Origin of the sequence: Streptococcus pyogenes (assembly GCF_002055535.1) — a bacterium.
Lineage (GTDB): Bacteria > Bacillota > Bacilli > Lactobacillales > Streptococcaceae > Streptococcus > Streptococcus pyogenes.
In genome coordinates this window covers 1,563,273-1,583,770 of the sequence record NZ_LN831034.1, presented here as the reverse complement: position 1 = coordinate 1,583,770, position 20,498 = coordinate 1,563,273, and the positions used below count along the sequence as shown (strand labels likewise).

Below are 20,498 nucleotides of genomic sequence, written 5' to 3'. Positions count from 1 at the left end.
CCTAATACCTCATTTCATAATAATGTCCAAAAGCTTGTCCTTCTACTACTTGGATACCTGTTTGTCCGTGGGTTGGGAAAACCCGACTAGTTAGGACTTTTTGCCCTTGGTTAATAAAGATTTCAAGAATGGAATTGTCCACATAGACATTAAGTGTAACATGGCCTTGTGGGATTTGGCAAGAGCGCACCGTACCATAGTCTTGGGCATATTGAACCCCTGCCCGACTTCGGTCAATGCTTAACTGTCCTTTTGTTGTATCCACTTTCAATCTTAGGCCATTCCCTTTTTGGTCGGCAAATAGGAGCAGGTCAAGCTTTTTTTGGCCTGGAATCGTCAATTCCAATTCATAACAGTTAGAACTGTCTATTTTATTATGAAATAATTCTGCTGGCCCTCGAAGATTTTGTAGGGCTGAAACAGGTGTTTGATAGAGAATTCCGTCTTTAATCCTTAATTCTTTCACTAAACTAAGAGCTCCTTGATAGTCATAACGATCTGTCGGATAATCAATATCTGGTAACCCAATCCAAGACACGGCTAGAACCCTGCCATCTGGACTACTAAAGGCTTGAGTGGCATAAGCTTCAAAACCAAAGTCAAGATTTTGAAGGGCCCCTCCACCCAGCAATTGGCCAGTTTCTGGATTGAAGCTTTCAAAAATTTTATAGGTATTGGGGTAGATATTTTGATAATCTAAATCAGCTTTAGCCAGTCCTTGTGGGCTGAAAATCAAAACAGGCTTGTCATCGACAAACACAAGGTTGGGGCATTCAATCATGTATTCCGTACCAGAATCGTCAAAGTCCAAATCGGCTATAAATCGCCAGTTGTCCACATGATTGTCCACAGCTTTGTAAAGTTTGATTTTTCCTTTGCCATCTAAACCTTGGGCGCCAATAATAGCATAGAATTGACCTTGATAAGAAAAAAGCTGAGGATCCCGAAAATGTTCTGTAACATCATCGGGCTGTTCAATCAAAACCTGTGGTATTTTGGAAATATTTCCTTGTTTATCCATCCATGCGCCAACCTGTAATGGTGTTCTGACCCAATTGGCATCGCGAACATTACCAGTGTAAAAGAGGAAGAGCTTGTCATCAATAGCATATGCAGAACCTGAGTAAGCCCCATGACTATCGTGAGCGTGGTCTGGCAGAAGGCGGCTCCTTGTTTCCGTAAAATGGACGAGGTCTGTGGATGTCATGTGTACCCATTGTTTCAGACCATGCGCAGCGCCATAAGGCCAGTTTTGATAAAAAAGATGGTAGCGACCGTTGAAATAAGAAAACCCATTGGGGTCATTGAGTAATCCTGTCTTAGGTTCGACATGAAATTGGCTGTGCCATGGGGATTGGGCCATTTTTTCAGTAATAGCTTGGTAGTCTTTTGAGCTCCACTCTTTGTAAGGGCGGTAGCGAATAGCTTGTGGTAGATCCATCAAAATCTCCTTGTTTTATAGTCGTCTTCAAGAATATACTAAACGTTTTCTGTTTAAAAATCAAGAATTTAAAGCATATAAAATAAAAATATGTTAAACGCTTGACATAAAAAATATTAGTGATAAAATGATAGTCAAGAAGTGAAGCGGATTCACTAGCGTTGGTCCTGCACATTCTTAGCCACAAAGCTGGCAGAATGGATGAGGGACTAACACCAAATGAAAAAGGAGACTTTTAGGCATGGATAATCGTCAGATTGCAGCTGAAGTGATTGAGGCTTTAGGTGGCCGAGAAAATGTGAGAAGTGTTGCCCACTGTGCAACTCGCCTTCGCGTGATGGTTTATGATGAAGGAAAGATTGATAAGGAAAAAGCAGAAGCTATTGACAAGGTTAAAGGAGCTTTCTTTAACTCTGGTCAATATCAGATGATTTTTGGAACTGGTACCGTTAATAACATTTATGACGAAGTTGTTGCTCTTGGTTTACCCACGTCATCAACCAGTGAGCAAAAGGCAGAAGCAGGCAAACATGGCAATATCTTCCAACGGGCGATTCGTACGTTTGGAGATGTCTTTGTTCCCATTATTCCAGCTATTGTAGCAACGGGTCTCTTTATGGGGGTTCGTGGTTTGGTGACCCAGCCAGCTATTATGGATTTATTTGGGGTGCATGAGTACGGGGAAAATTTTCTCATGTACACTCGTATTCTAACGGATACAGCCTTTGTCTACTTGCCAGCTTTGGTGGCTTGGTCAGCCTTTAGGGTCTTTGGGGGTAATCCTATTATCGGTATTGTTTTAGGATTGATGCTGGTTTCCAATGAGTTGCCTAATGCTTGGGTAGTTGCCTCTGGTGGAGATGTTAAGCCGCTAACCTTCTTTGGATTTGTTCCTGTTGTTGGTTATCAAGGTACCGTTTTACCCGCCTTCTTTGTTGGTCTGGTAGGAGCTAAGTTGGAGAAATGGTTGCACAAAAAGGTTCCAGAAGCTTTGGACTTATTGGTCACACCGTTTTTAACGTTTGCTATTATGAGTACCTTGGGACTATTTGTGATTGGACCAGTTTTCCATTCTCTTGAAAACCTTGTTCTGGCTGGGACACAGGCCGTCTTGCATTTGCCGTTTGGCATTGCAGGCTTGATTGTTGGGGGAATCCAACAATTAATCGTAGTGACTGGTATTCACCATATCTTTAACTTCCTAGAAGCGCAGCTGATTGCCAATACCGGAAAAGATCCTTTCAATGCTTACCTAACAGCAGCAACAGCTGCTCAAGCTGGAGCTACCTTAGCTGTTGCTGTTAAAACCAAATCAACAAAACTAAAAGGTCTGGCCTTTCCATCAACCTTGTCAGCTCTTTTAGGGATTACTGAACCAGCTATTTTTGGGGTCAACCTCCGTTATCCAAAAGTCTTTGTTTCAGGTCTTATTGGTGGTGCCTTAGGTGGTTGGGTCGCTGGGCTCTTTGGCATTGCAGGAACTGGTTTTGGGATTACGGTCTTACCAGGAACTCTCCTTTACTTGAATGGCCAATTATTACAATACCTTGTGACTATGCTTGTCGGTCTTGGGGTAGCCTTTGCAATTGCTTATACTTGGGGTTATCAAGATAGAGAAACCCTTCCGTTACCAGCTGTCGAAGTTGATCAAACGGCTGATCAGCCAGCCTTAGCAGAGGAAACTTTATATAGTCCTTTGAATGGAACAGTTGTAGACTTATCTGCGGTTTCAGACCCTGTTTTTTCATCAGGTGCTATGGGTCAAGGCTTAGCAATTAAGCCAGAAGATAATACCCTATACTCACCAGTTGATGGTAAAGTTGAAATTGTCTTTGAAACAGGTCATGCCTATGCTATAACGTCAAGTCAAGGAGCAGAAGTGTTACTTCATATTGGTATTGATACCGTGTCGATGGCAGGAGATGGCTTTGAATCTCTTGTAGCAGTAGGTCAGGCGGTTAAAAAAGGTGATCTTCTTGGACACTTTGATCCTAGCAAGATTGCAGAAGCTGGACTAGATGACACCACCATGATGATTGTGACCAATAGCGCTGACTATCAAAGCGTGGACATTCTTGCTCAAGGACATGTTTTGATTGGTGATCAAGTGGCACTTATCAAATAAGGACAAAAGAGCTAACTAAGCAGCTCTTTTGTCCTGCCATGGATGGCAGGTTGGCAAAAAAATGAGAAAAGCCTAAAAACCTTAAATTTGTGTTATTTTACCTATACTTTGTACCTTGTTTTTTTTAATAAAGTGTTGTTATACTTAAGGCGAACTATAGGAATGCGCTTACATGGATGGTATATCAACTGGGAAGCCATGACTTAGTACCAAAAATAAGGAGTGTCCAAATGGATAAACATTTGTTGGTAAAAAGAACACTAGGGTGTGTTTGTGCTGCAACGTTGATGGGAGCTGCCTTAGCGACCCACCATGATTCACTCAATACTGTAAAAGCGGAGGAGAAGACTGTTCAGGTTCAGAAAGGATTACCTTCTATCGATAGCTTGCATTATCTGTCAGAGAATAGCAAAAAAGAATTTAAAGAAGAACTCTCAAAAGCGGGGCAAGAATCTCAAAAGGTCAAAGAGATATTAGCAAAAGCTCAGCAGGCAGATAAACAAGCTCAAGAACTTGCCAAAATGAAAATTCCTGAGAAAATACCGATGAAACCGTTACATGGTCCTCTCTACGGTGGTTACTTTAGAACTTGGCATGACAAAACATCAGATCCAACAGAAAAAGACAAAGTTAACTCGATGGGAGAGCTTCCTAAAGAAGTAGATCTAGCCTTTATTTTCCACGATTGGACAAAAGATTATAGCCTTTTTTGGAAAGAATTGGCCACCAAACATGTGCCAAAGTTAAACAAGCAAGGGACACGTGTCATTCGTACCATTCCATGGCGTTTCCTAGCTGGGGGTGATAACAGTGGTATTGCAGAAGATACCAGTAAATACCCAAATACACCAGAGGGAAATAAAGCTTTAGCCAAAGCTATTGTTGATGAATATGTTTATAAATACAACCTTGATGGCTTAGATGTGGATGTTGAACATGATAGTATTCCAAAAGTTGACAAAAAAGAAGATACAGCAGGCGTAGAACGCTCTATTCAAGTGTTTGAAGAAATTGGGAAATTAATTGGACCAAAAGGTGTTGATAAATCGCGGTTATTTATTATGGATAGCACCTACATGGCTGATAAAAACCCATTGATTGAGCGAGGAGCTCCTTATATTAATTTATTACTGGTACAGGTCTATGGTTCACAAGGAGAGAAAGGTGGTTGGGAGCCTGTTTCTAATCGACCTGAAAAAACAATGGAAGAACGATGGCAAGGTTATAGCAAGTATATTCGTCCTGAACAATACATGATTGGTTTTTCTTTCTATGAGGAAAATGCTCAAGAAGGGAATCTTTGGTATGATATTAATTCTCGCAAGGACGAGGACAAAGCAAATGGAATTAACACTGACATAACTGGAACGCGTGCCGAACGGTATGCAAGGTGGCAACCTAAGACAGGTGGGGTTAAGGGAGGTATCTTCTCCTACGCTATTGACCGAGATGGTGTAGCTCATCAACCTAAAAAATATGCTAAACAGAAAGAGTTTAAGGACGCAACTGATAACATCTTCCACTCAGATTATAGTGTCTCCAAGGCATTAAAGACAGTTATGCTAAAAGATAAGTCGTATGATCTGATTGATGAGAAAGATTTCCCAGATAAGGCTTTGCGAGAAGCTGTGATGGCGCAGGTTGGAACCAGAAAAGGTGATTTGGAACGTTTCAATGGCACATTACGATTGGATAATCCAGCGATTCAAAGTTTAGAAGGTCTAAATAAATTTAAAAAATTAGCTCAATTAGACTTGATTGGCTTATCTCGCATTACAAAGCTCGACCGTTCTGTTTTACCCGCTAATATGAAGCCAGGCAAAGATACCTTGGAAACAGTTCTTGAAACCTATAAAAAGGATAACAAAGAAGAACCTGCTACTATCCCACCAGTATCTTTGAAGGTTTCTGGTTTAACTGGTCTGAAAGAATTAGATTTGTCAGGTTTTGACCGTGAAACCTTGGCTGGTCTTGATGCCGCTACTCTAACGTCTTTAGAAAAAGTTGATATTTCTGGCAACAAACTTGATTTGGCTCCAGGAACAGAAAATCGACAAATTTTTGATACTATGCTATCAACTATCAGCAATCATGTTGGAAGCAATGAACAAACAGTGAAATTTGACAAGCAAAAACCAACTGGGCATTACCCAGATACCTATGGGAAAACTAGTCTGCGCTTACCAGTGGCAAATGAAAAAGTTGATTTGCAAAGCCAGCTTTTGTTTGGGACTGTGACAAATCAAGGAACCCTAATCAATAGCGAAGCAGACTATAAGGCTTACCAAAATCATAAAATTGCTGGACGTAGCTTTGTTGATTCAAACTATCATTACAATAACTTTAAAGTTTCTTATGAGAACTATACCGTTAAAGTAACTGATTCCACATTGGGAACCACTACTGACAAAACGCTAGCAACTGATAAAGAAGAGACCTATAAGGTTGACTTCTTTAGCCCAGCAGATAAGACAAAAGCTGTTCATACTGCTAAAGTGATTGTTGGTGACGAAAAAACCATGATGGTTAATTTGGCAGAAGGCGCAACAGTTATTGGAGGAAGTGCTGATCCTGTAAATGCAAGAAAGGTATTTGATGGGCAACTGGGCAGTGAGACTGATAATATCTCTTTAGGATGGGATTCTAAGCAAAGTATTATATTTAAATTGAAAGAAGATGGATTAATAAAGCATTGGCGTTTCTTCAATGATTCAGCCCGAAATCCTGAGACAACCAATAAACCTATTCAGGAAGCAAGTCTACAAATTTTTAATATCAAAGATTATAATCTAGATAATTTGTTGGAAAATCCCAATAAATTTGATGATGAAAAATATTGGATTACTGTAGATACTTACAGTGCACAAGGAGAGAGAGCTACTGCATTCAGTAATACATTAAATAATATTACTAGTAAATATTGGCGAGTTGTCTTTGATACTAAAGGAGATAGATATAGTTCGCCAGTAGTCCCTGAACTCCAAATTTTAGGTTATCCGTTACCTAACGCCGACACTATCATGAAAACAGTAACTACTGCTAAAGAGTTATCTCAACAAAAAGATAAGTTTTCTCAAAAGATGCTTGATGAGTTAAAAATAAAAGAGATGGCTTTAGAAACTTCTTTGAACAGTAAGATTTTTGATGTAACTGCTATTAATGCTAATGCTGGAGTTTTGAAAGATTGTATTGAGAAAAGGCAGCTGCTAAAAAAATAAACAAAGTAACTTTCTTAGATAGCAACATTCAGATTAAATTAACAAAATGTGACTATGATAAAGGTTTGCTGGAATTGATTAACCAAAAGACTAAAAATCTGAGATGAATAGTCCCAGATTTTTAGTCTTTTATAGGTTTTGATGACATAAAGCTAAATAATCGTTAGACTACCAGAAAGTGGCGCTTGTCCGTGAGACATGGCTGTCTTGATAAGAGCCTGTGTCATCATAAAGATAAAAAAGAACAAGAAAAAGGAGAAAACATGGGAAAATTATATGGAAGCATTGAAGCTGGTGGGACAAAGTTTGTCTGTGCCGTGGGTGATGAGGAGTTTACAGTGGTGGATAAAACACAATTTCCGACCACCACACCAGAAGAAACCATCGCGCGAACCATCGCTTATTTTAAAGCTTTTGAGGCAGATTTGGCTGGAATGGCGATTGGTTCTTTTGGACCAATTGATATTGATCCGTCGTCAGAGACTTACGGTTATATCACAACCACTCCTAAATCAGGCTGGGCTAATGTGGATTTGTTAGGACAACTTTCGGCTGCTTTTAAGATTCCTTTTGATGTGACAACAGATGTTAATAGCTCTGCTTATGGTGAGGTGCTTGCTCGTCCTGGTGTGGAAAGTTTGGTCTATTACACCATAGGTACTGGTATTGGGGCGGGAGCTATTCAACATGGCCACTTTATTGGGGGTTTAGGTCATACAGAAGCGGGTCATACCTATGTCATGCCCCATCCTGATGATATGGCCAAGGGATTTTTAGGTGTTTGCCCTTTTCATAAAGGGTGTCTGGAAGGGATGGCAGCAGGTCCAAGTATTGAGGCCAGAACGGGAGTGAGAGGTGAACGGCTTGATCAGGAAGCTGATGTTTGGGACATTCAAGCCTTCTACATTGCCCAAGCAGCGCTGCAAGCAACTATGCTTTACCGTCCTCAAGTGATTGTTTTTGGCGGAGGTGTCATGGCGCAAGAACATATGGTGTTGCGCGTGCATGATAAATTCACTGCCCTTTTAAGCGGTTATTTGCCAGTCCCTGATTTGACAGACTACATTGTTACTCCAGCTGTTGCTGATAATGGCTCCGCTACTCTGGGAAATTTTGCTTTGGCCAAGTTGGCTGCACAAGGAAAATAGGGTCTGTTTTTGCCTGCTTGTCTAGTAAAAGAAAGCGCAGTCAGCTAGAACATGCTATAATAAACAGAGATTAACATCAGAAGCGAGGAATATTATGTCAGAACCATTATTTCTAAAATCAACCATGCACGACAGGATTTGGGGTGGCACCAAGTTGAGAGATGTCTTTGCTTACAACATCCCAAGTGACACCACAGGTGAGTATTGGGCTATTTCTGCTCATCCTAATGGTGTTTCGACAGTTACTAATGGACGTTATCAAGGACAACCTTTAAACACATTATATGCGCAAGAGCCGGCCTTGTTTGGGAATCCAAAGGAAGAAGTTTTTCCACTGTTAACTAAGATTTTAGATGCTAATGACTGGCTAAGTGTCCAAGTTCATCCTGATGATGCTTATGGACGTGAACATGAAGGAGAATTAGGCAAGACAGAATGCTGGTATATTATTTCTGCCGAAGAGGGTTCTGAAATTGTATACGGCCATCAGGCCAAGTCCAAAGAAGACCTTCGTGCCATGATTGAAGCAGGCGCTTGGGATGATTTGCTGACTCGTGTCCCAGTCAAAGCAGGCGATTTTTTCTATGTTCCAAGTGGCACCATGCATGCGATCGGCAAGGGAATTCTTATTTTAGAAACCCAGCAGTCATCTGATACCACTTATCGGGTTTATGATTTTGACCGTAAGGACGTTAATGGTAATCTTCGTGACCTTCATATTGAAAAGTCTATTGATGTCTTAACGATTGGTAAGCCAGAAAATAGCGTGCCAGCCACTATGGTTTTGGATAATATGGTAGCAACAACTTTAGTCTCAACACCATTTTTCACTGTTTACAAATGGGTAACTAGTCAAATGGTTGACATGAAACAAGCTGCGCCTTATCTTTTAGTGAGTGTTTTAAAAGGTCAAGGAAAACTCTATGTGGACCAGAAGGCTTATGAGCTAGAAAAAGGCATGCACTTTATCTTGCCTAACGATGTTAAATCGTGGTCATTTGATGGTCAATTAGAAATGATTGTGAGTCACCCCAATCAACTCGTTTAATACCATGGTATCAATATGAGAAAAAAGGATAAAATTATGACTCTCTGTTTCTCTGATAACTTTACCCACGCCAAACGCATGAAGAAACTTTTGTTTTCAGAAAACTAGATTCATAATGACAAAATCAATCAAAGTAGTACACTATAGATGAGGTGACTACGATGATTGATTTTATTATTTCTATTGATGATTGCGCAGTTGAATTGGATAGTCGTCAATCTTGGAAAATTCGCTACCCCTTATCAACCATTCTATTTCTTGTCTTCGTTTGTCAGTTAGCTGGCATTGAAACCTGGAAGGAGATGGAAGATTTTATTGAAATGAATGAACCATTGTTTGCGACCTACGTTGATTTGAGTGAAGGTTGTCCGTCTCATGATACCTTAGAGCGTGTGATTAGTCTTGTTAATTCAGACCGTTTAAAAGAGCTTAAAGTTCAATTTGAGCAATCATTGACAAGCTTAGATGCCGTTCATCAACTGATTTCAGTGGACGGTAAAACGATTCGAGGCAATCGAGGTAAAAATCAGAAGCCTGTTCATATTGTAACGGCTTATGATGGGGGGCATCATCTTAGTTTGGGACAGGTAGCGGTTGAGGAGAAAAGTAATGAAATTGTTGCCATTCCTCAGTTATTGCGGACAATTGATATCCGTAAAAGCATTGTAACGATAGACGCAATGGGCACGCAGACGGCTATCGTTGATACGATTATAAAAGGTAAAGCAGACTATTGCTTAGCCGTCAAAGGAAATCAAGAAACACTTTATGATGATATTGCTCTTTATTTTAGTGATGTCAACTTATTGGAAGAACTCCAAGAAAATGCACAGTATTATCAGACTGTTGAAAAATCTAGAAGTTAGAGAATACTGGGTGTCTTCCGATATCAAATGGTTGTGTCAAAACCATCCCAAATGGCATAAGTTACGTGGTATTGGGATGACTCGTAACACGATTGATAAGGATGGTCAGCTGAGTCAAGAGAATCGTTATTTTATCTTTAGCTTTAAGCCGGATGTCCTCACATTTGCCAATTGTGTACGAGGTCATTGGCAGATAGAGAGTATGCACTGGTTATTGGACGTTGTTTATCATGAAGATCATCATCAGACATTGGATAAAAGAGCCGCATTTAACCTAAATCTTATCCGAAAAATGTGCTTATATTTTCTCAAAGTGATGGTATTTCCTAAAAAAGACCTCAGTTATCGTCGCAAACAACGGTATATTTCTGTCCATTTGGAAGATTATTTAGTCCAATTATTTGGAGAAAGAGGCTAAGCAGATGATTGATTTAAAAAGGAATCTTTTCAAAATTGATGTCCGGGCACAAAAGGATGAAGAGAAAGTTTTCATGCGTACGGCGTGATAACTTTACCAACCTTTCTTGAACTGCCTGCATATTTATGTTAAAATGAAATGATTAGATGATCGAAAGGAAAGAGAATGGCCAATATTCTACGCAAAGTTATCGAAAATGACAAAGGCGAACTAAGAAAATTAGAAAAAATTGCAAAAAAAGTAGAATCCTACGCAGACCAAATGGCGTCATTGTCGGATAGAGATCTACAAGGAAAAACACTTGAATTTAAAGAACGCTATCAAAAAGGTGAGACCCTCGAACAACTATTACCTGAAGCTTTCGCAGTTGTTCGTGAAGCAGCAAAACGTGTGTTGGGCTTGTTCCCTTATCGTGTTCAAATTATGGGAGGAATTGTTCTTCATAACGGGGATGTCCCTGAAATGCGTACTGGTGAAGGAAAAACTCTTACAGCCACCATGCCAGTTTATCTCAATGCTATTGCTGGTGAGGGTGTTCACGTTATTACTGTTAATGAGTATCTTTCAACGCGTGACGCTACCGAAATGGGTGAAGTGTATAGCTGGTTAGGTCTTTCAGTTGGGATCAACCTAGCTGCTAAGTCTCCTGCTGAAAAACGTGAAGCTTATAATTGTGATATTACTTATTCAACCAACTCTGAAGTCGGTTTTGATTACCTTCGTGACAACATGGTTGTTCGCCAGGAAGACATGGTACAACGCCCACTCAATTTTGCCTTGGTTGATGAAGTGGACTCAGTCTTAATTGACGAGGCAAGGACACCTTTAATTGTTTCTGGTGCTGTTAGCTCTGAAACCAATCAATTGTATATTCGTGCTGACATGTTTGTAAAAACTCTGACGTCAGTGGATTATGTTATTGATGTGCCCACTAAAACGATTGGATTAAGCGATTCAGGTATTGATAAAGCTGAGAGTTACTTTAACTTGAGCAATCTTTACGATATTGAAAATGTAGCCTTGACTCACTTTATAGACAACGCCCTTCGTGCAAACTATATTATGTTGTTAGATATCGATTATGTGGTCAGCGAAGATGGTGAGATTCTTATTGTTGACCAATTTACAGGTCGTACGATGGAAGGGCGTCGCTTCTCAGACGGCTTGCACCAAGCTATTGAGGCAAAAGAAGGCGTTCGTATTCAGGAAGAATCAAAAACCAGCGCCTCAATCACTTACCAAAATATGTTTCGTATGTACAAAAAATTGGCAGGTATGACTGGTACTGCGAAGACCGAGGAAGAAGAATTTCGCGAAGTTTATAACATGCGTATTATTCCAATTCCAACCAATCGTCCAATTGCCCGTATTGATCACACTGATTTGCTTTACCCGACCTTAGAATCAAAGTTTAGAGCAGTTGTGGAAGACGTTAAAACGCGTCATGCAAAAGGACAACCTATCCTTGTAGGTACGGTTGCTGTTGAAACTAGTGATTTGATTTCACGCAAGCTGGTTGAAGCAGGGATTCCTCATGAGGTTTTGAATGCTAAAAATCACTTTAAAGAAGCTCAAATCATTATGAATGCTGGGCAACGTGGTGCTGTTACAATCGCAACTAACATGGCTGGTCGTGGTACTGATATCAAGCTTGGTGAAGGTGTTCGTGAACTTGGTGGGTTATGTGTCATTGGTACAGAGCGTCATGAAAGCCGTCGTATCGATAACCAGCTTCGTGGACGTTCAGGTCGTCAAGGAGATCCAGGTGAATCCCAATTCTATCTTTCATTAGAAGATGATTTGATGAGACGTTTCGGCTCTGATCGTATAAAAGCCTTTTTGGATCGGATGAAATTAGATGAAGAAGACACTGTTATTAAATCAGGTATGTTAGGGCGTCAAGTGGAATCTGCTCAAAAACGGGTTGAAGGAAATAACTATGATACCCGTAAACAGGTCTTACAATATGATGATGTGATGCGTGAACAGCGTGAAATTATCTATGCTAACCGTCGTGATGTCATAACTGCTAATCGAGATCTTGGCCCAGAAATTAAAGCTATGATCAAGCGTACTATCGACCGTGCTGTAGATGCTCATGCACGTAGCAATCGTAAAGATGCTATAGATGCTATTGTAACTTTTGCTAGGACCTCGCTGGTACCAGAAGAGTCTATTAGTGCTAAAGAGTTACGTGGTTTAAAAGATGATCAAATCAAAGAGAAGCTTTATCAAAGAGCGCTTGCTATCTACGACCAGCAACTATCAAAACTTCGTGATCAAGAAGCTATTATTGAATTCCAAAAAGTACTCATTTTGATGATTGTGGATAACAAATGGACTGAACACATTGATGCCTTAGATCAACTTCGTAATGCTGTTGGACTTCGGGGGTATGCTCAAAATAACCCTGTGGTGGAATACCAAGCAGAAGGTTTCAAGATGTTCCAAGATATGATTGGTGCTATCGAGTTTGATGTAACACGTACCATGATGAAAGCACAAATTCACGAACAAGAACGTGAACGTGCAAGTCAACGTGCCACAACAGCAGCACCTCAAAACATCCAATCGCAGCAGTCAGCTAACACCGATGATTTACCCAAAGTGGAGCGTAACGAAGCTTGTCCATGTGGTTCAGGCAAAAAATTCAAAAATTGTCACGGTCGTAAATCCTTCTCATAAGAACGAGACACAACAGGACAAAGTTAGGTATATAGAAAGAAGCTGAGAATAATTCTCAGCTTCTCACTGTTTAAATCTTCTAACATTAAGATGAAATAAGGTTTGGTGGAAAGTAATGATTGTTGGACATGGAATAGACTTACAAGAGATTTCAGCTATTGAAAAAGTTTATCAAAGAAATCCTCGCTTTGCTCAAAAAATTTTAACTGAGCAGGAATTGGCTATTTTTGAGAGTTTTCCTTACAAACGTCGACTCAACTATTTGGCAGGACGCTGGTCAGGTAAGGAAGCTTTTGCTAAGGCTATAGGGACAGGTATTGGGCGGTTAACCTTTCAAGATATTGAGATTTTAAATGATGTTAGAGGATGTCCCATTCTGACAAAATCTCCGTTTAAAGGAAATAGTTTTATTAGCATCTCACATAGTGGCAATTATGTACAGGCTAGTGTTATTTTGGAGGATAAAAAATGATTTCAAGTTTCCATCGCCCAACAGTTGCAAGGGTCAACTTACAAGCTATTAAGGAGAATGTTGCCAGTGTTCAAAAGCATATTCCACTAGGGGTAAAAACGTATGCAGTTGTCAAGGCTGATGCTTATGGTCATGGTGCTGTCCAGGTGTCAAAAGCACTCCTACCTCAAGTGGATGGGTACTGTGTGTCAAATCTTGATGAGGCTTTGCAATTACGTCAAGCAGGTATTGATAAAGAGATTTTAATTCTTGGGGTTTTGCTGCCAAATGAATTAGAGTTAGCAGTTGCTAATGCTATTACTGTTACAATCGCTAGTTTAGACTGGATAGCTTTAGCTAGACTGGAGAAAAAAGAATGTCAAGGCTTAAAAGTTCATGTAAAAGTTGATTCTGGTATGGGGCGGATCGGGCTTCGTTCTTCAAAAGAAGTCAATTTATTGATTGATAGTCTAAAAGAGTTGGGTGCTGATGTAGAAGGTATTTTCACTCATTTTGCCACAGCTGATGAGGCAGATGATACTAAATTTAACCAGCAGTTACAGTTTTTTAAAAAGCTGATAGCTGGACTTGAGGATAAGCCTCGTTTAGTACATGCTAGTAATTCAGCCACAAGTATCTGGCATAGTGATACCATTTTTAATGCTGTTCGTTTAGGAATTGTCAGTTATGGTTTGAATCCAAGTGGTTCTGATCTAAGCTTACCGTTTCCACTGCAAGAGGCTTTATCTCTAGAATCTAGCTTAGTGCATGTCAAGATGATTTCAGCTGGTGATACAGTCGGTTATGGAGCTACTTATACTGCCAAAAAGTCTGAATATGTAGGGACTGTCCCAATCGGTTATGCAGATGGCTGGACCAGGAACATGCAAGGCTTTTCGGTGTTAGTTGATGGACAATTCTGCGAAATTATAGGGCGTGTATCGATGGATCAACTGACCATACGACTTCCCAAAGCATATCCTTTAGGAACAAAAGTCACTTTGATTGGCAGCAATCAGCAAAAAAATATTTCTACAACAGATATCGCAAATTACCGTAATACAATCAATTATGAAGTTCTATGCCTTTTAAGTGACCGTATTCCTCGGATATATTAAGAAAATCATGTAAAAATAATTGCATTGTGCTTATCTTTAATGTTATAATAAAGTGAGGACATTAGAAAGAAGTGACTAATTAATATATGAATAAAAACAAACTATTAAGAGTTGCCATGCTACTAAGTCTCTTAGCCCCGACAGCAGAAAGCATGACAGTGCTGGCTCAAGATGTAATGCTTGAGACGCATAAAGCAACTACAAATGAAACCAGTGATTCTTCTTCAAAAGAGGAAAATAATAAAAATGCAGCACCTACAACATCAGATAAAACTGACCAAGGTCCCCTTGATGCTTCTGCAGAAACAAACTCTAATAGTCTTGTTAACGCGGATGATAAAAAAAGAAGCGATTCTAGTCAGTCTGCTATAGGCTCTTCGGACAACAAGGCAGAAGCAGAAAACCAGGTAGATGATAAATCAACTGATCATTCGAAATCAACTGATCATTCGAAACCAACTGACCAGCCCAAACCATCACCATCTAAAGTTGATACGGCACCTGCTTCTTCATTGTCGAAACAACTGCCAGAGGCAAGAACTCCTATTCAGTCGTTGTCCCCTTACGTATCAGATTTAGATTTGAGTGAGATAGATATCCCTTCTGTCAACACATACGCGGCATATGTAGAGCATTGGAGTGGTAAAAATGCCTATACCCACCATCTTTTATCTCGCCGTTATGGTATTAAAGCTGACCAGATTGATAGTTACTTAAAATCAACAGGCATTGCCTATGACAGCACACGTATTAATGGTGAGAAGCTATTGCAATGGGAAAAGAAAAGTGGGCTGGATGTTCGAGCTATCGTAGCTATTGCGATGTCTGAGAGTTCTTTAGGAACTCAAGGGATTGCAACTTTGCTTGGAGCTAATATGTTTGGCTATGCAGCTTTTGATCTAGATCCGACTCAAGCAAGTAAGTTTAATGATGATAGTGCTATTGTCAAAATGACACAAGACACCATTATTAAAAACAAAAATAGCAATTTTGCACTTCAAGATTTAAAAGCGGCTAAGTTTTCACGAGGTCAATTAAACTTTGCAAGTGACGGGGGTGTTTATTTTACTGATACTACTGGTAGTGGTAAACGTCGCGCACAAATTATGGAAGACCTGGATAAGTGGATTGATGACCATGGTGGCACACCAGCCATTCCAGCCGAATTGAAAGTGCAGTCATCAGCTAGTTTTGCATCTGTGCCAGCAGGTTATAAGCTCTCTAAGAGTTATGATGTCTTGGGTTATCAAGCTTCGAGTTATGCTTGGGGACAATGCACTTGGTATGTGTATAATCGCGCCAAAGAATTGGGTTACCAATTTGATCCTTTTATGGGAAATGGTGGAGATTGGAAGTATAAAGTAGGGTATGCCCTTTCAAAGACTCCAAAAGTAGGTTATGCTATTTCATTTGCACCAGGGCAAGCGGGCGCTGATGGCACTTATGGCCACGTATCAATTGTAGAAGATGTTAGAAAAGATGGGTCTATTCTTATTTCAGAGTCTAACTGTATCGGCTTAGGTAAGATTTCTTATCGTACCTTTACAGCTCAGCAGGCTGAACAGCTAACATATGTTATTGGCAAGAGTAAAAACTAATAACTAATGACTTTTCTTAAGGCTTAATTTTCTTAGCGGGAGTTAGGCCTTTTAAACTGTTGGTGTAACACGATAAAGTTTCAAGTCAATAAATGATTTTGAGACAATAGCACGATTAGGGCTATTGTCTTTTTTTATTGTGATGAATATGCAGTAGTGACATCTCATGTTGTCTCCTAACACAATTATGGAGCTTATAACGTGTTACATGTTTTGTGAATGAAGTAATGATTGAATCAGCTCTAGTATTAACTATCCTAAGGCTAGCTTTATCTCAGTAATATTATTGTAGAGGAATTCTTTTATCAGAGATATCCTCATTATCAATCCAGGATTATTACTAGTGTCTTAGCTCACATAGTGGAGCTATTTAACAGACAATTGGACCATTGGAAACAATCTTGACAAAATAATCACAAAGTGATAGATTAAGTTCAGTTAATATAAAAGTTAGCTTATTCATAAAATTTTTAGAAAGTTGATTGAAAATGAAAAAAATCAGCAAATGTGCGTTTGTGGCAATATCTGCCCTTGTTCTCATTCAGGCTACTCAAACTGTAAAATCACAAGAGCCTTTAGTTCAGTCACAACTCGTGACAACAGTAGCTTTAACTCAGGATAATCGACTTTTAGTTGAAGAGATAGGCCCTTACGCTAGTCAATCAGCTGGAAAAGAGTATTATAAACATATTGAAAAGATTATTGTTGATAATGATGTCTATGAAAAAAGCCTGGAGGGCGAGCGAACCTTTGATATTAACTACCAAGGGATTAAGATCAATGCTGACCTTATTAAAGACGGTAAGCATGAATTGACTATTGTTAATAAAAAAGATGGTGATATCCTAATTACCTTTATTAAAAAGGGCGATAAAGTGACCTTTATTTCAGCTCAAAAATTAGGAACAACAGATCATCAGGATTCATTAAAAAAAGATGTGCTCAGTGATAAAACAGTGCCACAAAACCAAGGCACACAAAAAGTTGTTAAATCTGGGAAAAATACTGCTAACTTGTCATTAATAACAAAATTGAGTCAAGAAGATGGTGCAATTTTATTTCCAGAAATTGATCGTTATTCTGATAACAAACAGATAAAAGCATTGACTCAGCAAATCACAAAGGTTACAGTCAATGGTACAGTTTATAAAGATCTTATTTCAGATTCTGTAAAAGATACTAATGGCTGGGTCTCGAATATGACAGGGCTTCATCTTGGAACAAAAGCTTTCAAAGATGGAGAAAATACAATCGTGATATCCTCAAAAGGATTTGAAGACGTTACTATTACCGTTACCAAGAAAGATGGTCAAATCCATTTTGTATCTGCCAAACAAAAACAACATGTGACTGCTGAAGACAGACAATCAACAAAGTTGGATGTCACCACTTTGGAAAAAGCTATCAAAGAAGCGGATGCGATTATTGCTAAAGAAAGCAACAAAGACGCGGTCAAAGATCTGGCTGAGAAACTTCAAGTCATCAAGGATTCTTACAAAGAAATCAAAGATAGTAAGCTACTCGCCGATACTCATCGACTGTTAAAAGATACCATCGAGTCTTATCAAGCAGGTGAGGTTTCTATTAACAATCTCACAGAAGGAACCTATACGCTAAACTTTAAAGCTAATAAAGAAAACTCAGAAGAGTCCTCCATGCTTCAAGGTGCTTTTGATAAAAGAGCCAAATTAGTGGTTAAAGCAGATGGTACAATGGAAATTTCCATGCTTAATACTGCTTTGGGACAATTTTTGATTGACTTTTCTATTGAAAGCAAAGGGACCTACCCAGCAGCAGTGCGTAAACAAGTTGGCCAAAAAGATATCAATGGTAGCTATATTCGAAGCGAATTTACCATGCCTATTGATGATTTGGATAAATTACACAAAGGTGCTGTTTTGGTATCAGCCATGGGAGGTCAAGAAAGTGATTTAAACCACTATGACAAATACACCAAACTTGACATGACCTTTAGTAAGACCGTTACCAAAGGCTGGAGTGGTTATCAGGTAGAAACTGATGATAAAGAAAAAGGGGTTGGGACTGAACGTCTTGAAAAAGTTTTAGTTAAACTTGGCAAAGATTTAGACGGCGATGGTAAATTATCAAAAACGGAATTAGAACAGATTCGAGGCGAGTTGCGTCTAGACCATTACGAGTTAACTGATATTTCTTTATTGAAACATGCTAAAAATATTACAGAACTACATCTGGATGGAAACCAAATTACGGAAATTCCAAAAGAGTTATTTAGTCAAATGAAGCAACTTCGATTTCTTAACTTAAGAAGTAATCATTTAACTTATCTAGACAAAGATACATTTAAAAGCAATGCTCAATTAAGAGAACTCTACTTATCAAGTAACTTTATTCACTCTCTTGAAGGAGGACTATTCCAGTCGCTTCATCACCTGGAGCAACTTGATCTTTCCAAGAATCGTATTGGCCGACTTTGTGATAACCCATTTGAAGGATTGTCTCGTCTGACTTCATTAGGTTTCGCAGAAAATAGTCTTGAGGAGATACCTGAAAAAGCGCTAGAGCCTCTAACATCACTTAATTTTATCGACTTATCTCAAAATAATTTAGCACTACTGCCAAAAACAATAGAAAAATTGCGCGCCTTAAGCACTATTGTGGCAAGTAGAAATCATATTACTCGTATTGATAATATTTCATTTAAAAATCTTCCTAAATTATCTGTACTCGATTTATCAACTAATGAAATTTCAAATCTTCCAAATGGTATATTTAAACAGAATAACCAATTAACAAAACTTGATTTTTTCAATAACTTGCTTACTCAGGTTGAAGAATCAGTATTTCCAGATGTTGAAACGCTTAATTTAGATGTGAAGTTCAATCAGATAAAAAGTGTGAGTCCAAAAGTAAGAGCTCTTATCGGACAACACAAACTGACTCCACAAAAACATATTGCAAAACTTGAAGCTTCCTTAGATGGCGAAAAAATAAAATATCATCAAGCTTTCAGTCTTTTAGATTTGTATTATTGGGAGCAAAAAACAAATTCTGCCATTGATAAAGAACTAGTGTCTGTTGAAGAATATCAACAATTGTTACAAGAAAAAGGTTCAGATACGGTTTCTTTACTTAATGATATGCAAGTCGATTGGAGTATTGTGATTCAGTTGCAAAAAAAAGCTTCCAATGGACAGTATGTGACGGTTGACGAAAAGCTTCTCTCAAATGATCCGAAAGATGACTTAACGGGAGAGTTTTCTTTAAAAGATCCAGGTACATATCGGATTCGCAAAGCTTTAATAACAAAGAAATTTGCTACTCAAAAAGAACATATCTATTTGACATCTAATGATATCCTTGTGGCGAAAGGACCACATTCACATCAGAAAGATTTAGTTGAGAACGGCCTTAGAGCATTAAATCAAAAACAATTGCGTGATGGTATTTACTATTTAAATGCCAGCATGTTAAAAACTGACTTAGCATCTGAGTCCATGTCAAACAAGGCTATTAATCATCGAGTGACTTTGGTAGTTAAAAAAGGTGTTTCCTATTTAGAAGTTGAGTTTAGAGGTATAAAGGTTGGTAAAATGTTAGGCTACCTTGGTGAATTGAGCTATTTCGTAGATGGTTACCAAAGAGATTTAGCTGGTAAACCAGTTGGTCGAACAAAAAAGGCAGAGGTTGTGTCTTATTTCACGGATGTAACTGGCCTACCATTGGCAGATCGTTATGGAAAAAACTATCCAAAAGTGCTGCGTATGAAATTGATTGAACAAGCGAAGAAAGACGGACTTGTGCCATTACAGGTCTTTGTGCCTATCATGGATGCCATTTCAAAAGGGTCTGGCCTTCAAACCGTTTTTATGCGTTTAGACTGGGCAAGCCTTACAACAGAGAAGGCAAAGGTTGTCAAAGAAACTAATAATCCACAAGAAAATAGCCATCTAACTTCAACAGATCAGTTGAAAGGACCTCAAAATCGTCAACAAGAAAAAACACCTACAAGTCCTCCTTCAGCAGCTACTGGTATTGCTAACTTAACTGATCTCCTGGCTAAAAAAGCAACCGGCCAATCAACTCAAGAAACTTCTAAGACAGATGATACTGATAAGGCAGAGAAATTGAAGCAGTTAGTGCGTGACCATCAAACATCAATTGAAGGTAAAACAGCAAAAGATACTAAGACTAAAAAATCTGATAAGAAACATCGTTCCAATCAACAATCAAATGGTGAAGAAAGTAGCTCTCGTTATCACTTAATTGCAGGTCTATCTAGCTTTATGATCGTAGCTCTGGGATTCATTATTGGTCGAAAGACATTATTTAAATAAGAAACTTAGTACCAAGTGAAATAACAAAAAAGCTAGTCAGCAAGAGCTAAAAACATACCTATTTCC

10 protein-coding genes and 1 pseudogene are annotated in these 20,498 nt (G+C 39.0%); 10 read left to right on the top strand and 1 reads right to left on the bottom strand.

Going from position 1 to position 20,498, the window contains the following annotated elements; translation table 11 throughout:
* Position 1: 1 nt before the first annotated feature.
* The gene (locus B6D67_RS08425; protein WP_010922625.1) at positions 2 to 1,441 is read right to left on the bottom strand and encodes a sucrose-6-phosphate hydrolase; all 1,440 of its coding nucleotides are present in this window, start codon (positions 1,439 to 1,441) and stop codon (positions 2 to 4) included.
* 241 nt (positions 1,442 to 1,682) lie between these two features.
* On the opposite strand from B6D67_RS08425, the gene B6D67_RS08420 reads away from it, so the two are divergent.
* The 10 genes and pseudogenes from B6D67_RS08420 (at position 1,683) to shr (ending at position 20,432) form a co-directional block, all read left to right on the top strand.
* The gene (locus B6D67_RS08420; RefSeq protein ID WP_011285697.1) at positions 1,683 to 3,566 is read left to right on the top strand and encodes a sucrose-specific PTS transporter subunit IIBC; all 1,884 of its coding nucleotides are present in this window, start codon (positions 1,683 to 1,685) and stop codon (positions 3,564 to 3,566) included.
* Positions 3,567 to 3,796: 230 nt separating this feature from the next.
* The gene (endoS, locus tag B6D67_RS08415) at positions 3,797 to 6,784 is read left to right on the top strand and encodes an endo-beta-N-acetylglucosaminidase EndoS (protein WP_011285695.1); all 2,988 of its coding nucleotides are present in this window, start codon (positions 3,797 to 3,799) and stop codon (positions 6,782 to 6,784) included.
* 263 nt (positions 6,785 to 7,047) lie between these two features.
* On the top strand, positions 7,048 to 7,932 hold the full coding sequence (gene scrK, locus B6D67_RS08410) for a fructokinase ScrK (protein WP_010922622.1): 885 nt from the start codon (positions 7,048 to 7,050) through the stop codon (positions 7,930 to 7,932).
* A 94-nt stretch (positions 7,933 to 8,026) separates the two neighbouring features.
* Positions 8,027 to 8,980 carry a mannose-6-phosphate isomerase, class I gene (gene manA, locus B6D67_RS08405; RefSeq protein ID WP_002983189.1) on the top strand — a complete coding sequence of 318 codons (954 nt, stop codon included), beginning with the start codon at positions 8,027 to 8,029 and terminating at the stop codon, positions 8,978 to 8,980.
* A gap of 161 nt (positions 8,981 to 9,141) precedes the next feature.
* Positions 9,142 to 10,264, top strand: a pseudogene (locus tag B6D67_RS08400) (ISAs1-like element IS1548 family transposase).
* Between the two features lie 165 nt (positions 10,265 to 10,429).
* Positions 10,430 to 12,949, top strand: a complete 2,520-nt coding sequence (gene secA, locus B6D67_RS08390; RefSeq protein ID WP_002988523.1) for a preprotein translocase subunit SecA — start codon at positions 10,430 to 10,432, stop codon at positions 12,947 to 12,949.
* Positions 12,950 to 13,064: 115 nt separating this feature from the next.
* The gene (gene acpS, locus B6D67_RS08385) at positions 13,065 to 13,421 is read left to right on the top strand and encodes a holo-ACP synthase (protein ID WP_010922620.1); all 357 of its coding nucleotides are present in this window, start codon (positions 13,065 to 13,067) and stop codon (positions 13,419 to 13,421) included.
* Positions 13,418 to 14,518: an alanine racemase gene (gene alr / locus B6D67_RS08380; RefSeq protein WP_010922619.1), complete on the top strand. Its 1,101-nt coding sequence runs from the start codon at positions 13,418 to 13,420 to the stop codon at positions 14,516 to 14,518. The genes acpS and alr overlap by 4 nt, the downstream gene beginning before the upstream one ends.
* A gap of 86 nt (positions 14,519 to 14,604) precedes the next feature.
* Positions 14,605 to 16,116, top strand: coding sequence for a CHAP domain-containing protein (locus B6D67_RS08375; protein WP_010922618.1), 1,512 nt, complete (start codon positions 14,605 to 14,607; stop codon positions 16,114 to 16,116).
* A gap of 488 nt (positions 16,117 to 16,604) precedes the next feature.
* Positions 16,605 to 20,432 carry a heme-binding protein Shr gene (gene shr / locus B6D67_RS08370; RefSeq protein WP_010922617.1) on the top strand — a complete coding sequence of 1,276 codons (3,828 nt, stop codon included), beginning with the start codon at positions 16,605 to 16,607 and terminating at the stop codon, positions 20,430 to 20,432.
* Positions 20,433 to 20,498 lie beyond the last annotated feature (66 nt).

Excerpts from the sequence above, each read along its gene's own strand:
- B6D67_RS08420 (WP_011285697.1), top strand. The coding sequence starts at position 1,683 with ATGGATAATCGTCAGATTGCAGCTGAAGTGATTGAGGCTTTAGGTGGC.
- acpS (WP_010922620.1), top strand. The coding sequence starts at position 13,065 with ATGATTGTTGGACATGGAATAGACTTACAAGAGATTTCAGCTATTGAA.
- shr (WP_010922617.1), top strand. The coding sequence starts at position 16,605 with ATGAAAAAAATCAGCAAATGTGCGTTTGTGGCAATATCTGCCCTTGTT.
- manA (WP_002983189.1), top strand. The coding sequence starts at position 8,027 with ATGTCAGAACCATTATTTCTAAAATCAACCATGCACGACAGGATTTGG.
- scrK (WP_010922622.1), top strand. The coding sequence starts at position 7,048 with ATGGGAAAATTATATGGAAGCATTGAAGCTGGTGGGACAAAGTTTGTC.
- secA (WP_002988523.1), top strand. The coding sequence starts at position 10,430 with ATGGCCAATATTCTACGCAAAGTTATCGAAAATGACAAAGGCGAACTA.
- alr (WP_010922619.1), top strand. The coding sequence starts at position 13,418 with ATGATTTCAAGTTTCCATCGCCCAACAGTTGCAAGGGTCAACTTACAA.
- B6D67_RS08425 (WP_010922625.1), bottom strand. The coding sequence starts at position 1,441 with ATGGATCTACCACAAGCTATTCGCTACCGCCCTTACAAAGAGTGGAGC.
- endoS (WP_011285695.1), top strand. The coding sequence starts at position 3,797 with ATGGATAAACATTTGTTGGTAAAAAGAACACTAGGGTGTGTTTGTGCT.
- B6D67_RS08375 (WP_010922618.1), top strand. The coding sequence starts at position 14,605 with ATGAATAAAAACAAACTATTAAGAGTTGCCATGCTACTAAGTCTCTTA.